The following is a 16,318-nucleotide window of genomic DNA, read 5'->3' as shown; positions in this document are numbered from 1 at the left end:
ACGTAGGGGCAGAAAGGCTCAAAGAGTGAATTGCAGCTATTGTAATAAAGGTAATCGGCAAACTATAAGTTCAGATAGCCACAACGCAAATACGTATTTATACCTACTGACCTACCAATACTTTAAATCTGATCAATAAATAGCAGAAAGGTTCTATTCAAAATCAGCTAAGTATGCAAGATAGCATTTAATACTTAAGTTTACACCCTTGGTGCTCATCCACTAGACTCAATGAGTGCATTTTTGCTATATGTCAGATCGTAGTGACATTTAAAACAGGACTACTGCTTTGCTTTTGAAGATCAAAACCTCAAACCCGCTCAAACAAAGAGGCCTGACTGGAAATCCGGTCAGGCCTCATTTTTCGTTTTGCCTTATGAGGGCTTACAAGTGAATCACTTCGTCGTAAGCGGCTGCGGCAGCTTCCATGATGGCTTCGCTCATGGTTGGGTGCGGGTGCACAGACTTGATGATCTCGTGGCCCGTCGTCTCCAGTTTGCGGGCTACCACCACCTCGGCAATCATCTCTGTCACGTTCGCACCGATCATGTGCGCGCCCAGGAACTCACCATACTTAGCGTCGAAGATCACTTTCACGAAGCCGTCTTTGGCTCCGGCGGCGCTGGCCTTGCCGGAAGCCGAGAATGGGAATTTACCCACTTTAATCTCAAGACCTTGCTCACGTGCGGCTTTCTCGGTCAGGCCAACAGAAGCGATCTCAGGAGAGCAATAGGTACAGCCCGGTATGTTGCCATAGTTCAAAGGCTCCGGATCGTGACCCGTGATAGCCTCCACGCAGATGATACCCTCAGCTGAAGCTACGTGTGCCAGCGCAGGGCCCGGCACGATGTCACCGATGGCATAGATGCCGTCCACGTTGGTCTTGTAGTACTCGTCCACCACCACACGACCGCGGTCTACGTTAATGCCCAGCTCCTCAAGGCCAATGTTCTCGAGGTTGGTCTGTATACCTACCGCCGAAAGCACCACCTCTGCTTCCAGGGTTTCTTCGCCTTTCGCAGTCTTCACTTTTACTTTGCAGATATCACCGCTAGTATCGACAGACTCTACCGAAGATTCAGTCATGATGTTGATGCCTGCCTTTTTGAAAGACTTGGCCAACTGACGCGAAACTTCCTCGTCCTCTACCGGCACAATGTTCGGCATGTATTCCACAACCGTCACTTTTGTGCCCATGGCATTGTAGAAATAGGCGAACTCTACGCCGATAGCGCCAGAGCCTACCACGACCATGCTCTCCGGCATTTTATCCAGGGCCATGGCCTGACGGTAACCGATGATCTTTTTGCCGTCGATCGGCAGGTTAGGCAACTCGCGTGAGCGTGCTCCCGTCGCCAGGATAATGTGATCTGCTTCTACGGTGTCTTTTTTGCCTTCCGCGTCCGTTACTTCGATCTTTCCTTTGGCTACCAGTTTACCAGTACCCATAATCGCGTCGATCTTGTTTTTGCGGAACAGGAACTGAATGCCCTTGCTCATGCCATCGGCCACGCCGCGGCTACGCTTGATCACCGCATTGAAGTCTACAGAGGCCTCTCCGATCGTAATGCCGTAGTCAGCTGCATGGTTGATGTATTCGAACACGTTTGCGCTTTTAAGCAAGGCTTTGGTCGGGATACAGCCCCAGTTCAAACAGATGCCGCCCAGCGACTCACGCTCAATCACACCTACTTTCATACCCAGCTGTGAAGCGCGGATAGCCGCCACATAACCACCCGGTCCACTACCAAGCACTAACAAATCGTATTTTGATGCCATAGTTTCTTATTTTTAAATGATGAGCAAAATTAAACGATAATCCCAACTTCACAAAACCACTTCTAAAGCATTCCTGCCTCACAACAAATATAACTTTGTAAAGAAATACTCTTTATTATATAAAGAAATTGCCACACAATCGGCCTGCCGGGCACTCTATTCCTCTCAACTGTTGTAATTTGCACGCCCTATACCTTCGTTTCGGCTTATCACATGAAAAAATTTTTACTGCTGTTTATATCTGTACTGCTCTCATTTTCAGCTTTGGCGCAGAAGTCTCCGCTGGAGCTTTTCCTGTCAGGCAACAAGAAGTTTAAGGCAGGCAAGTATGCCGATGCCATCAAAGATTACAACGAGGTATTGAAACTGGACCCGGACCATGTGGTTACGCTCACAAACCGGGGCATTGCCAAAGACCGCCTGCTCGACTACCGGGGTGCCATTGAGGACTTTACGGCGGCCCTTGCGCTGGATCCGACGCATCTGGAGGCCTGGACAAGCCGCGGCCTTTCCAGGTATAACCTTCAGGATTTCCAAGGGGCCTTAATCGACTACAACAATGCCGTGAAGCTAGACCAGAAGCAGGCCAAGACCTACCACAGCCGCGGCATGGTGCGCTATGCCCTCAAAGATTACCGCAGCTCCCTCATCGACTATAACCGGGCAGTCACACTCCAACCCGACTATGCCGAGGCCATCTATAACAGAGGAGCCACGAAGTATTTTCTGGAAGACAAACCCGGTGCCTGCGCCGACTGGACCAAAGCCAGCCAACTTGGGGTGAAGGAGGCAGAGAGGTATCTGAAAAATTACTGCAAATAATTTTCCTTGCTTTCACAAAAAAGGGCGCTTTGCAGCGCCCTTTTTTCATTATAGTAAAAACAAATGTTATGCCCCTTCTTCACCTGACGCTTTTCCAGGCTTGTCTGCCGCCAGTAGCTCTTTAGGCTGAATATTTTTTAGCTCAATGGCCAGCATCTTGCCTTCTATCTCGGCTTTCAGTTGCTCAAAGGCAGCCATGTGCTTTTTATCGATCGGATGTGCAGATGGCAGTTTTACTTTGAGGGCATCTACCTGCCTGCCGTTCTTCCAGAAGCGGTAGCATAGGTGCGGTCCTGTTGCCAGGCCTGTGCTGCCCACATAGCCAATGGTCTGGCCCTGCACCACATGCCGGCCCTTTCTAATGCCTTTGGCAAATTTGGACATGTGCAGGTACTGGGTGGTATAAGTCTTATTATGCTTGATCTTTACATAATAGCCGTTGCCTCTGGTGTAGGCTGCTTCGACCACTACGCCCTCGCCCACTGTCCGGATAGGAGTCCCTCGCGGTGCGGCAAAGTCGGTACCCAGGTGCGGCTTGTAGCGTTTTTGCACCGGGTGGAAACGGTTCATGGTAAAACGTGAGCTGATGCGGCTGTACTCCAGCGGCTCACGCAGGAACGCTTTCTTCAGGCTTTTTCCGTCCTGGTCGTAGTAGGCATTTTTCTTACCCCCCTGATCAAAAGCAATGGCATAAAGCGGCTTGCCCTCGTGCTCAAAGTAGGCAGCTTTTATCTTGCCGAACCCAATGGTATTGCCATTCACCATCTTTTCGTCATAGATCAGCTTAAAGCTGTCGCCGGGCTGCAGGCGGCTCAGGTTAAGGCGCCAGGCGTAAATATCGGCGAAGTGATTCACCAATTGCGGGGAGCCCCCTGCCGCGAGAATCGACTCAAATAAAGAACTCTGTATGAAACCGGCAATGGCACGCTCCACTACTTCTATTTCCCGCTTCTCCAGGCGCACGTCCAGTTCTCCGTTCAGGTCATAGATCACATACTCCACTTCGTTGGGTTCATAGATAAAATAACGGGCAGTTTGGGCAGAGTCCCGGGCATGCAGAATAAAGTAATTTCGTTTGGCATTGATGCGCCTTACATTGTAGATGTCTTTTGATTTGCGGGCCAGTAAGTCGATGGTGGTTGGTGAGATGTTGAAATCAGCTAAGATCTGCGAGAGGTTCTCGCCCCTTTCTACTGTACCTCCTACTATTTCGAGCGTGTCGGTCGGGATGCCGAAAATGACAGGGGCTGGCTGTTCTTTTACTGCTTCAGGAGCTGAATCCGGCTCTTTTTCTAAGTTGTTGATGCTTTCAGTTTTAAAGCTGATGGTTTGCGCTGCGGTAAGAAACACAAAAAGCGAAACTGCGATCAGGATGGCTAGTCCGACACTTCGTTTGAACATTACAGGGTACTTTTGATTGGAAGAATGGTACAAAAATATGGTTTATCCCATAGAAATAAAAATCACCTCAATTACAATATTCAGATTATAAACATGTTGCCATTCAATTTTTGAAACATGATATAGCAACAAGCCCCCTGAAAACTCCTGATCACATTTGCACTATATTTTAGCTGAAAGAGGGATAACCCGCTTATTTTCAGAAAAATGGCGACAATTAATTCTGTAGCCTGCTGTTACTATTCTGAATAAAAAAATCTTTTATAACTTTGGCGCCTATGAAAGCATTAGAAGGAAAAGTAGCCCTGGTAACAGGTGCATCAAAAGGTATAGGCCGCGCCATCGCCGAGAAGCTGGTGGAAATGGGCGCTGAGGTAGCATTCACCTACCTGTCAAGTGTAGAAAAAGGACAAGCGCTGGAGCAGGAACTGACTGCCAATGGCGGCAAAGCCAAAGGTTTCCGTTCCGACGCCTCTGACACGGCCCAGGCAGAGAAACTGATCGAGGATGTGGTGGCTGAATTCGGCAAGATCGACATCCTGGTGAACAACGCCGGCATTACGCGCGACGGCCTGCTGATGCGCATGACCGAGGACCAGTGGGACGCAGTAATCAACACCAACCTGAAATCTGTTTTCAACCTGACCAAAGGTGCCACCAAGCACATGATGCGCGCCAAGAGCGGTTCTATCATTAACATCACGTCGGTGGTAGGTATAAAAGGCAACGCCGGACAGGCCAACTACTCTGCTTCCAAGGCAGGCATCATCGGTTTCACCAAGTCAGTGGCGTTGGAGCTTGGCTCACGCAATATCCGTTGCAATGCGGTGGCCCCAGGCTTCATCGAGACAGAGATGACCGGCGAACTGGACCAAAAGGTAGTGGACGAGTGGAGAAAGGCTATCCCGTTGAAGCGCGGTGGTACGCCGGAGGACGTGGCCAACTGTGTGGCTTTCCTTGCCTCTGACCAGTCTTCGTACATCTCCGGCCAGGTGCTGCAGGTAGATGGCGGGATGCTGACATAAGTTTAGGAGTTAGAAAGTTTGGAAGTTAGAAAGTCAAAATGTCTTAAACTCCAAGACTGCTACATATTTTAGACCAATGCCGTAACGTTTACGTTAGTGGCATTGGTCTTTTTCTTTTATCTTTATGTAAACTTCTTAACTTTCTAACTTCCAAACTTTCTAACTAACTTGGATTCCTTCCGCCTTATAACAACCTATTCTCCCTGGCTGATCCTGGCTTGCCTCGCTGTCGGTGCACTCTATGCCTGGCTGCTCTACAGCAAGCGCACGCCCTGGTCGAAAGGTATAAACTATGCCCTGGCGGCGGTGCGGTTTGTGGTGGTGAGCTTTCTTTGTTTCCTGTTGCTCGGGCCGCTGGTTCGCTATGTCAGCACCAGCACGCAAAAGCCAACCATCGTTTTCGCCGTGGACAACTCACAATCGGTGGCCCTGTTCTCTGACTCGGTGCAGTTAAAACAGGCGCAGCAAGGTTTGCAGGAGCTCCGAAACCGGTTAGAGGACAAGAGAATCCAAACCAAGGTAAGGACATTGGGTAACTTGAAGCCCTCGCAGGATCTGGCCCAACTTCAATTCAAAACCGAATCGACCAACCTGAGCCAATTGCTCCAAAATATCCACAGCGACTTCGAGCAGCAGAACCTCACGGGCGTTGTGCTTTTATCGGATGGCATCGTGAACCAGGGCACCTCTCCTACCTATGCCAACTATCCCTACACCATCTACCCGATAGCTGTTGGCGACACGATTCCCAAGAAGGACATTATTCTCTCGTCGTTGCGCTACAACAAGGTAAACTACAGTGGCAACCGTTTTCCGCTGGAGGCAGAATTGCTGCACCAAGGCTTTGGGGGCACCACCGTGACGGTACAGCTGAAAGAAAACGGCAAGGTGCTCGATCGCAAAACTGTCAGCCTGAAACCAAACGAGACCATGCAGCAGGTGCCGTTTCGGGTGCTGGCCAGCGGACTGGGCAAACGCCACTATCAGGTTGAGGTTTTGCCAGAGCAAGGCGAGTTCACCACGCTCAACAACACCAAAAACGCTTACATCGATGTGGTAAAGGGAAAGATAAAGATACTCGTGGCCGCCGCCGCCCCGCATCCCGACATCAAAGCCTTGCGCGCCGCCATCGAGTCGAACGAAAACTACGAGACCGAGCTGTTTATACCTGGCCTCACCACACTCAGGCAACAGGATTATGATGTGGCCGTGCTGCACCAATTGCCGGGCCGTACGCCGGGTGGCGAGGCTGCCCTGAACCTGGTGCGGCAGAAAAACCTGCCGGCCCTATACATCATTGGGCCGCAAAGCGACATCAGTGGTTTCAATCGCCTCAACGTAGGTATACGCATCAACACACCGGGACAGCTTGATGAGGTGACCAGCGTCATCAACCCGGGTTTCAGCACGTTCAAAGTAGCCGAAGAAGCTACTGAGCGCCTGCGGCAATACCCTCCGGCCACAGTGCCTTATGGCGATTACCAGCTTACACCAAACACCGAAACCGTGCTATACCAACAGGTAGGCAGGGTGCGGACTAACAAACCTTTGCTCACCGTGCAGACGGTTGGCGACAAACGCAATGCCGCCCTGCTGGCTTCCGGCACCTGGCAGTGGCGCCTCACCGAGACAGCCAACCACGAAAATGCCGCCGTGTACGATAAGCTGATTACGAACCTGGTGCAACTACTCACGGCGCCGCGCAACAAGAAGCGGCTGAACGTATACCCGGTGCAGAATGAGTACGCCAACTCCGATGAGATACGGTTTGAGGCCGAAGCCTACAACGAAGCCCTGGAACAGATCTATGGCCAGAACATCACGCTCAAAATAACGGGTGACAAAGGGGAATCCAAGTCCTTTAACTTTGCCAATGGCGAGAACCAATCCGGCGTTAACATTGGCTCGTTGCCGGGCGGCCGCTATACCTACACTGCCTCGGCCCGCATCAACGGTTCGCTGCAACAGGACAAAGGCGAATTTGTGGTGGAAGAACTCCAATTGGAAGCGCTGCATGCCGTGGCCGACCATAATCTGCTTTACCAGTTGGGCAGCAACACGGGTTCCCGCCTGTACTACCCTGCGCAGTTGCAGCAGTTAGAGAAAGACCTCCTGAATGCAGAAAACAGAGACCTGATTTACTCATCCGAGTCGCTCAACGACCTGATTGATATGAAGTGGCTGTTTTTCGTGCTCCTCGCCCTGGTATGCGCGGAGTGGTTTGTACGCAAATACAATGGGAGTTATTGATCATGAAAAAGCCAACAGCGCCCCTACCTGTCGTCCTGGAAACAGAGCGCCTATACCTGAGCGAGCTGACGCCTGCGATTTATGACCACCTTTTCACCGCGTGCAGCGACGAGGAGATCATGGCATACTTGGGTCTGAAGCAGGCGGAGAAGTTGACTGAGGAAAAAGACAAGTTTAGCGAAGGCCTGACTACTTATTTTCACTCGTTCAAGAACTTCCGGATACTGGAAAAAGGCACCGGTACGGTGATAGGTCGCTGCGGTTTCCATACCTGGATCGTGAGTCACCGCCGTGCCGAAATTGGTTATCACCTGCTTGACGATTCCTACAAGAAGAAAGGCTACATGACTGAGGCGCTCGGCCCCATTCTGGCCTACGGTTTCGAGGAGATGGGACTACGCCGCATCGAAGCGCTGGCCGCCGACTACAACACGACTTCCATCAGACTATTGCAGCGTTTCGGTCTTCAAATGGAGGGGGTCGTGCGGGAACACTATGTGGTGGATGGCGTGAACGAAGACTCGGTACTCTACTCCATCATTCGCCCCGACTACGACCGCCTGAAAACTTTCTGGAACCTTAGGTATAACATCCAGGAAGCGAAGGTATAGCCATACCTTTCTAACTTTTTAACTTTCTAACTTCCAAACTTGAAATACATTATCCTCAACAAGCCTTACGAAGTCCTGACGCAGTTCACCGACGAAACGGGCCGTGCTACGCTCAAAGATTTCGTTCCTATACCTGACATCTACCCTGTCGGTCGCCTGGACTACGACAGCGAGGGCTTAGTGCTACTGACAGATGACAAGGTACTGCAGCACCGCCTGTCCGATCCCAAGTTTAAAATCGAGAAAACCTACTGGGTGCAGGTAGACGGTATACCCACCGAAGAGGCACTGGAAGAACTGCAACGCGGCGTAATGATCAAGAATGTGAAAACGGCTCCTGCCAAAGCTAATCGGTTGGAGGAAACCCCGCAGGTATGGGAACGATCCAAGCCTGTTCGTTTTCGCAAAGAAATACCGACCTCGTGGGTAGAGATTAAAATATCGCAGGGCATGAACCGGCAGGTGCGCCGCATGACAGCCGCTGTCGGTTTTCCAACGCTCCGGCTGATACGTCCGGCCATCGGCCCGCTTAGTTTAGGTGAGCTGCAGCCAGGCGAGTATCGCGAACTGACCACCGAGGAAGTCGCCAAACTCAAGAGCCTGACCGCCGGAAGCAGCTTTGGAACTGCCAGCAGGCCGAAAAAGACTGGCGGCACTGCAAAAACCAACGGAGGACGGCACTACGACAGTCGGAACAACTCCAGTCGGAAGAAGCGATTCTAAACAGCCTTAGTTTGCCAGCGTTTGCTTGATGTGCCGGATAATCTTGACGGCATGTTCACGTGAGTTTTCGATAAACCAGACATGCGTCTCCATACCTCCGCACACCACGCCAGCTAGGTATAGCCTGGGCAAATTGGTCTCCATGGTTTCCGGATTGTGAAACGGATGGCGGTACAAGTCATCCGATAACTTAACGCCAATTCTTTCCAGGAAAGCAAAATTGGGTTGGTAACCCGTCATGGCCATCACATAGTCGTTGGCGATGGTGACTATACCTTGCGGCGTTTGAATATCCACTTCATTTTCCCGGACCTCGATCAGGCGGGAGTTGAAATAGGCTTTGATACAGCCCTCGGCAATTCTGTTCTCCAGATCCGGCTTGGTCCAGTACTTGATACGGCCCAACTCGGCTTCCCGCACCACCATTGTCACGTCCGCCCCTTTTCGCCAGGTTTCGAGGGCTACATCCGCTGAAGAGTTGTTGGCTCCGACTACCAAAACTTTCTGCTTGTAATAATAGTGTGGGTCATAGTAGTAATGCCGTACCTTGGGCAGGTCCTCACCGGGTATGTTCAGCATGTTCGGGATGTCATAAAAACCGGTCGCAATGATAACATGCTTTGCCCGATACATTCCCTTGCTTGTCTGAACGAGGTATCCTTCCTCTCCGGATTCTATACCTGACACTTCCTCAAAAAGCCGGATGTTCAATCCACCGGCATCCGCTACCCGGCGGTAATATTCCAGGGCCTCACTCCGATTGGGTTTGGCACGAATGGACGGAAAGGGATAACCTCCGATCTCCAGCCGGTCGGCCGTGGAGAAGAACGTCATGTTAAGCGGGTAATTGAAAAGCGAGTTCGTGATGGTGCCTTTCTCCACGATCAGGTAAGTTAGGCCAGCATTCTGGGCTTCCAGTCCGCAGGCTAACCCGATGGGGCCGCCGCCCACTACCAGTACATCAATGGTCTCTTTCAATTTATGCTTTTTGAATGTGCAACAATGATCGGCCTCTTCTGTTCGTCTGCAGTTATTCAGGAGAATTCTTCAAAACCACGCTGTTTAAGTCATCGCCGGGGCTCCTGTTTATCCGTTAGCGCAAATTAACCTAAATAGCCATCACTTCAGAAATTTCTGAACCTCTGGCAGGGCAAGCAGTGCCCACTCACGGTGCATCTTGCCGGAGTAATGGAGCCGATCGGAGGCCAGGTAGCTCTGGTCAGAAACCAATGTACGTGTGAGTGGGGTAATGTTGATAAACTGAATACCGGCCATTTCAGACTCCTCTTTCGCCACCGCATTAAAAGCGTCTATGTCCCGTGCAATCTGTTCGCGGTCTTGCCCTTGTGCCGCCGGCGTGGCTCCCCAATCGGGTATCGATAAGACGATGACGTGTTTCGGATTATTCCGGCCCAAGGTAACCGAAGTTTGGAGCAACTGCCTGAACTCGGTTCTGTAGGTCTGAATGCTTTGGCCCCGGTACTGGTTATTCACCCCAATCAGCAGCGACACCAGGTCAAATTCAGGCTTCGGCTTGGCATCTGCCACTGCCTTGATCAGATCGCTTGTGGTCCAGCCCGTGAGGGCAATCGTAACGGGTGGCGCTACAGCGATGCCATTCTGGCGAAGCAGATCGGCCAGTTGCACGCCCCACTGGTCTTGCTCAGCCACTCCCTGTCCAATAGTATAGGAGTCGCCCAGCGCCAGATAGGTATATTTGTAGTTTTTTGAGGTATCCATTGGGTTGGCAGTCTCCTCTTTTTTGCAGGCAGCCCCGGTCAGCAACATAAACAGGAGTGTAAAGATGATTGTATTTCGTAGCATATGGTTTGTTTTGCTCTATATACTCTTGTCATGTCCCTTTAGATTGCCGCCATCGCCGCTTGGCTGGAAGTATTTCCGATTTCCGGTGCAATTCCTTAGCTTTAGACACGCATTCTAAACCACCCTTACCAAATTCTACCTCATGCAAAAACATATACTTTCGGCAGCGCTGCTGGTAGCCCTGAGCGGGGCGACTGTGCAGGCCCAGAAGAAAGCACCCAAACAACCCGCCAACACCCCGGCCAAAGAAAGGCTGCAGGGCTTCGAAAAACGACAGCAACTGGAACAGAACTCCCTTGTAGGCAATGTACCCCTGCGGAATGTGGGCCCCACTGTACAAAGCGGCCGCATTACCGACCTCGATGTGAACCCGAAAGACCCGAGCAACTTTTACGCAGCCTATGCCTCGGGCGGCCTGTGGAGGACTCGCAACAACGGCATTTCCTTTGAGCCCATCTTCGACAACGAGGCCGTGATGACCATCGGCGACATTGCCGTGGACTGGAAAAACAACGAAACTATCTGGATCGGAACTGGCGAGAGCAACTCCAGCCGCTCCTCTTACGCGGGTGTGGGGGTATACAAGAGCACCGACGGTGGCAAAACCTGGCAGCACATGGGCCTGGATGACACGCACCACATCGGCCGCATCGTGCTTCACCCTACCGACCCGAATACGGTATGGGTAGCAGCAGTCGGTCACCTGTACTCGCCCAACAAAGACCGTGGCATCTACAAAACAACTGATGGCGGCAAGACCTGGAAACAGACACTCTACCTGGACGCAAACACAGGCGCCATCGACCTGGTGATCGACCCCAAGAACCCAAACAACGTGTATGCAGCCATGTGGCACCGCGAGCGCCGCGCCTGGGACTTTGTGGAAGGCGGCAAGACATCCGGCATCCATAAATCTACTGATGGCGGCAACACCTGGACCCGCGTAACGACAGAAGGAAGCGGCTTTCCGGCCTCTGCTGGCGTAGGCCGCATCGGTCTCGATATCTTCCCGGATAACCCCAACATCCTCTATGCTTTCCTGGACAACCAGGAGCTGCGCCAAAAAGAGCAGAAGGAACCAAAGGCGGGTGAGCTGCAGAAAGACCAGTTTAAAGGCATGACCGCCGAGGCTTTCATGGCCCTGAATGACAAGAGCCTGAATGAATTTCTGGACAACAACCGCTTCCCGGCCAAGTATACCGCCAAGTCGGTGAAGGCGGATGTGCAGAGCGGCAAGATAAAACCGGCTGCTTTGGCTGTATACCTGGAAGACCCGCTGGCCGTGACCACTGAGGCACCGGTGAAAGGCGCAGAGGTATACCGCTCTGACGACGCGGGCAAGACCTGGAAGAAAACACACGACAAGCCGATCGACGACATGTACTCGAGCTATGGCTACTACTTTGGTGTGCTGCGTGTGGCTCCTTACAATCCGGATAAGATTTACATGCTGGGTGTGCCTATCCTGACGTCGGATGACGGCGGCAAGACCTTCCGTAACATCGAGGGCGACAACGTGCACTCCGACCACCAGGCCCTGTGGGTGAGCCCTGACAAACCCGGCTATCTCATCAATGGCAACGACGGTGGCCTGAACATCACGATGGATGACGGGAAAACGTGGGCCATAGCCAATACTCCTTCGGTGGGCCAGTTCTATGCCGTGGCCGTGGATATGGAAAAACCTTACAACATTTATGGCGGTTTGCAGGACAACGGTACCTGGTACGGACCGAGCAACTACAAGGCCAGCACCTCCTGGACCCAAAGCGGCCGCTACCCATACCAGCGTATAGGCGGAGGAGACGGCATGATGGTGCAGGTTGATTTCCGTGACAACAACACGGTATACCTTGGTTCGCAATACGGCAACTATGCCCGTGTGAATAAACGCACTGGTGAGCGTGTATCCGTGAAGCCTACGCATGAGCTGGGTGAAACACCATTGCGTTTCAACTGGGAAAGCCCGATTCACCTGAGCCGCCACAACCAAGACATCCTATACTTCGGCTCCAACAAATTCCACCGCTCCATGAAACAGGGCGAGGACATGCAAACCCTCTCGGGCGACCTGACCAACGGCGGTCTGAAAGGTGATGTAGGCTACGGCACCTTGACCTCGATTGATGAATCCCCGCTGAGGTTTGGCCTGCTCTACACAGGCTCTGACGATGGCGCCATCCATGTCTCCAAAGACGGTGGGTATAACTGGGAAAACATCTCAAAGAAGCTCCCGCAGAACATGTGGGTATCTACTGTAGTAGCTTCCAACCACAGCGAGAACCGCGTGTATACCTCGCTCAACGGCTACCGTTGGGATGACTTCACGCCATACCTGTACGTGTCGGAAGACAATGGCAAGAAGTGGGAACGCCTGGGCGCTAACCTGCCTGCCGAGGCCATCAACGTCATCAAAGAAGATCCTAAAAATGCGAATCTCTTGTATGTCGGAACCGACCACGGCCTCTACACCTCAATTGACAGGGGCAAGACCTTTATGCAGATGCGCAACGGCATGCCGGCTGTGTCGGTGCATGATGTGGTGGTGCACCCGCGCGACAACGATTTGATCGTCGGCACGCACGGCCGCTCCATCTATATTGCCAATGTGGAGCATTTGCAACAACTTACGCCCGAAATTCAGAATCAAAAATTGCACTTGTTCGCATTCAAGCCGGTAAATTACAACCCGCGTTGGGGGCAGTCGTGGGGAGCATGGGGCGAGCCAATGGAGTCTTCACTGGAGATCCCGTTCTATACCGCGCAAGCCGGCACCACCACCATCCGCATCAAAACCGACAAAGGGCAGTTGCTGAAAGAGTTGAAGGACGAGAACGAGCGCGGCCTGAACTATGTGCGCTATAACTTCTCGGTAGACGAAGCCAATGCAAAAGCGTACGAAACTTCCCTGAACAGCAGCAAGAAAGACGCCGAGGAGGCAGTGGAAGTAGAAGCCGCCGACAATAAGGTGATCTACCTGAAGCCAGGCAAGTATACCGTGGAAGTAGAGACAGCCGATGGCGGCAAAGCCACCTCGGAGTTTACGCTAAAAGCACCGGAGCGTAAAGTAAGAAGCTAGTAGCAGCCATTGCTATACCTGATATGAAGGCAGTCCCGAATGGGGCTGCCTTTTTTGTTTCTACACAGCAGTATAGTTTCTATCAAGTAATAAGTTACTGACCATCAACATCCCCGAATAGTCTATATTACATCTTTTTTTAGTGATATATCGTTTGAGGAATACTTTGTATCTCACTTTATTAAAACATAGCCTATGAAAATTTCTACTCGGACAGAACGATGGCTCAAGCAAATGCTGCCCTTTTTCTTTTTACTGTTATCTATCACCTGTCTCGCTCAGACTAGCTCCGTCAGAGGCAGAGTATCTAACGAAGCGGGAGAGGCGCTAACGGGAGTATCCATTTCGGTGAGAGGCACTACCACAGGTACCACCTCCGACAGCAATGGCAATTACCAGTTGTCGAATTTGCCTGCTGACGCTGTGCTCGTGTTCAGTTACATTGGCTACTCTGCACAGGAAATCCGTCTGGATGGACGTAGCCAACTGAATGTAGTCATGCGCGAGGCAGCCAGAAGCCTGCAGGATGTTGTAGTGGTAGGATCCAGAAGCCATAACCGCTCTGTAACAGAAACGCCGGTGGCAATTGATATCATTCCCATCAGGGAAATAGCCCTCACATCTGGTCAGCTTGATGTCAACCAGTTGCTGCAATTGGTAGCCCCTTCATTCAACGCCAACAGGCAATCGGGCTCTGACGGCAGCGACCACGTAGATCCGGCCACTATCAGAGGACTGGGGCCAGACCAGACGCTGGTGCTAGTGAATGGCAAAAGACGCCACCAATCGGCTCTTATCAATATTTTTGGTACACGCGGTCGTGGAAACACCGGGACAGACCTTAACACTATACCTGCCGCTGCCATCGAACGGATCGAAATATTACGAGACGGTGCCGCTGCGCAGTACGGCTCAGATGCTATTGCGGGTGTTATCAACATCGTGCTCAAATCGAGTGTGGAAGAATTTACGAGCAGTGTCAATACGGGTATCACTAAAGAGGGCGATGGCGAACAGTACCAGGTCAATGGAAACTATGGCTTCCGGATAGCCGAAAAAGGCTTTGCTAACCTGACACTCGACTATCTGAAACGAGAGAAGACAAACCGACCGGCCGACCCGGCTGTTTATGATATTTACCGCCGACAGTTTGGTGATGCTTCATCCGATAACTTCACAGGTATTTACAATGCGGAGATACCCGTAAACGAACAGGCTAGCTTCTATACATTCGGCACTTTCAACTTCCGCGACACAGACGCTTTTGCCTGGACGCGTGATGCCGACTCTGAACGGAACATTCCTGCCATTTACCCCAATGGTTTCGATCCGCACATACAGTCCCGCATTCTGGACCGTTCCTTCTCCACTGGCTTCAAAAGCAAATTACGGGAGTGGGATCTGGACCTGAACAATACATTCGGCGCTAACCGCTTTCACTACTTCGTGGACGGCACGCTGAATGCGTCACTCCTTGAGCAGTCGCCCACTCGTTTTGACGCAGGAGGATTCGAGTTGATACAGAATACTACCGGCTTGCACCTCACAAGGTACTTTAAGGACATACTGGCCGGTTCGAACTTTGCCTTCGGTACTGAGTACAGGATCGAAAACTATGAGATATTCGCCGGTGAAGAAGGCTCCTATCGCAATTATGGCATTATCGACACGGTGATCAATGGCCGGGTGCGGCAGGTGGACGTATTGGGGAGAGCCGCCGGTTCACAGGGATTCCCTGGTTTCAGGCCCGAGAATGAGCTATCGGAATACAGAACCAACATCGGTGCTTATGCAGACGCAGAGTTTGATATTACCAGCGCATTTATGGTCGCCGCCGCTGCCCGTTTCGAGAACTACAGCGACTTTGGCGGCACGCTCAACGGCAAACTCGCCTCCAGACTGGAGCTTACAGATAACTTCGCTATCCGGGGGTCGGTCAGCACTGGTTTCCGGGCTCCCTCTTTGGCCCAGATCTATTTCAACACCACCTTCACCGACTTCGTGTCGGGCCAGCCGGTAGATAAGGTCATTTCCCGGAACAACAGCCCCCTTACCCGCAGGCTCGGTATACCTGCCTTGAAGCATGAAAGATCAGTAAACGGCAGCTTGGGCTTTACGGGTAGTTTCCGAAGCTTTACGGCTACTGTCGATGGCTATTATGTTCGGATCAGAGACCGAATCGTGCTGACAGGCGCCTTTGAGGACACTGACCCTGATATTGGGGAAGACCTGCAGGCATTGGGCGTTGGCGCAGGCCAGTTTTTCACTAACGCCGTAGATACCCGCACGCTTGGTGTGGATGTGATTTTGAACTATGCTACTACTTTTGGCGCTGACAATATATTGAATGTAAGCTTTGCCGGCAATTTCAATGACTTGGAGATCCAAAACATTGCCACTACTCCGAGGCTGGCCGGCAAAGAGGATACTTACTTCGGGTTGAGAGAGCAGCGGTTCCTGTTGGCAAGCGCACCGCCTAGCCGCATGAACCTGATCTTCGACTACAGACTGCGCGACTGGAACCTGAACCTCAAGTTCAACCGCTTTGGCGAAATCGTACTGATTGACTGGCTTGGTGAAGAAGATGTGTACAAGCCAAAAGTGACGACCGATTTAGCCATCGCCAAAAAGCTCTCCGAGAACTTTGGCATCACGCTGGGTGCTGTCAATCTTTTCGACGTGTACCCTACTAAGCAAGACACCGAAACCGAGTCAGGCGGCTTATGGGATCCAGTGCAAATGGGAATCGGCGGTGCCTTCTATTATGCCCGTCTTCGCTTTAATTTTTAAATGATTTTTTCAGC

11 protein-coding genes are annotated in these 16,318 nt (G+C 51.7%); 7 read left to right on the top strand and 4 right to left on the bottom strand.

Going from position 1 to position 16,318, the window contains the following annotated elements; genetic code table 11:
• Nucleotides 1-384 precede the first annotated feature (384 nt).
• On the bottom strand, nucleotides 385-1,779 hold the full coding sequence (gene lpdA / locus H9Q13_RS07620; RefSeq protein WP_191183160.1) for a dihydrolipoyl dehydrogenase: 1,395 nt from the start codon (nucleotides 1,777-1,779) through the stop codon (nucleotides 385-387).
• Nucleotides 1,780-1,992: 213 nt separating this feature from the next.
• Between lpdA and H9Q13_RS07615 the strand changes: the two genes are divergently transcribed.
• Nucleotides 1,993-2,601: a tetratricopeptide repeat protein gene (locus H9Q13_RS07615; RefSeq protein ID WP_191183159.1), complete on the top strand. Its 609-nt coding sequence runs from the start codon at nucleotides 1,993-1,995 to the stop codon at nucleotides 2,599-2,601.
• Nucleotides 2,602-2,667: 66 nt separating this feature from the next.
• Here the strand turns inward: H9Q13_RS07615 and H9Q13_RS07610 are convergent, their stop codons facing one another.
• Complete coding sequence (locus tag H9Q13_RS07610; protein WP_191183158.1) at nucleotides 2,668-4,002, bottom strand: peptidoglycan DD-metalloendopeptidase family protein; 1,335 nt, start codon at nucleotides 4,000-4,002, stop codon at nucleotides 2,668-2,670.
• A gap of 278 nt (nucleotides 4,003-4,280) precedes the next feature.
• Here H9Q13_RS07610 and fabG point away from each other — a divergent pair, with 278 nt between their 5' ends.
• The 4 genes from fabG to H9Q13_RS07590 all read left to right on the top strand — a co-directional run bounded on the left by fabG (nucleotide 4,281) and on the right by H9Q13_RS07590 (nucleotide 8,611).
• Nucleotides 4,281-5,027 (top strand): 3-oxoacyl-[acyl-carrier-protein] reductase, encoded by a 747-nt coding sequence (gene fabG, locus H9Q13_RS07605; RefSeq protein ID WP_191183157.1) that lies wholly within the window; start codon nucleotides 4,281-4,283, stop codon nucleotides 5,025-5,027.
• A gap of 168 nt (nucleotides 5,028-5,195) precedes the next feature.
• Nucleotides 5,196-7,277, top strand: coding sequence for a VWA domain-containing protein (locus H9Q13_RS07600; RefSeq protein ID WP_191183156.1), 2,082 nt, complete (start codon nucleotides 5,196-5,198; stop codon nucleotides 7,275-7,277).
• Nucleotides 7,278-7,279: 2 nt separating this feature from the next.
• On the top strand, nucleotides 7,280-7,888 hold the full coding sequence (locus tag H9Q13_RS07595) for a GNAT family N-acetyltransferase (RefSeq protein WP_191183155.1): 609 nt from the start codon (nucleotides 7,280-7,282) through the stop codon (nucleotides 7,886-7,888).
• A gap of 39 nt (nucleotides 7,889-7,927) precedes the next feature.
• Complete coding sequence (locus H9Q13_RS07590; protein ID WP_191183154.1) at nucleotides 7,928-8,611, top strand: pseudouridine synthase; 684 nt, start codon at nucleotides 7,928-7,930, stop codon at nucleotides 8,609-8,611.
• 6 nt (nucleotides 8,612-8,617) lie between these two features.
• Here H9Q13_RS07590 and H9Q13_RS07585 read toward each other — a convergent pair whose 3' ends face one another.
• Nucleotides 8,618-9,589, bottom strand: a complete 972-nt coding sequence (locus H9Q13_RS07585) for a YpdA family putative bacillithiol disulfide reductase (RefSeq protein ID WP_191183153.1) — start codon at nucleotides 9,587-9,589, stop codon at nucleotides 8,618-8,620.
• A gap of 141 nt (nucleotides 9,590-9,730) precedes the next feature.
• Nucleotides 9,731-10,435 carry an SGNH/GDSL hydrolase family protein gene (locus H9Q13_RS07580; RefSeq protein ID WP_224744139.1) on the bottom strand — a complete coding sequence of 235 codons (705 nt, stop codon included), beginning with the start codon at nucleotides 10,433-10,435 and terminating at the stop codon, nucleotides 9,731-9,733.
• Nucleotides 10,436-10,577: 142 nt separating this feature from the next.
• Between H9Q13_RS07580 and H9Q13_RS07575 the strand changes: the two genes are divergently transcribed.
• Both H9Q13_RS07575 and H9Q13_RS07570 read left to right on the top strand, forming a co-directional pair.
• Entirely contained in the window at nucleotides 10,578-13,514 is a 2,937-nt protein-coding gene (locus H9Q13_RS07575; RefSeq protein WP_191183152.1) for a VPS10 domain-containing protein, read from the top strand.
• A 195-nt stretch (nucleotides 13,515-13,709) separates the two neighbouring features.
• The gene (locus H9Q13_RS07570; RefSeq protein ID WP_224744138.1) at nucleotides 13,710-16,304 is read left to right on the top strand and encodes a TonB-dependent receptor; all 2,595 of its coding nucleotides are present in this window, start codon (nucleotides 13,710-13,712) and stop codon (nucleotides 16,302-16,304) included.
• Nucleotides 16,305-16,318 lie beyond the last annotated feature (14 nt).

It is taken from the genome of Pontibacter aquaedesilientis (genome assembly GCF_014773225.1).
In the GTDB taxonomy this organism is placed as follows: domain Bacteria; phylum Bacteroidota; class Bacteroidia; order Cytophagales; family Hymenobacteraceae; genus Pontibacter; species Pontibacter aquaedesilientis.
This window is presented reverse-complemented; position numbering and strand designations above follow the sequence as displayed.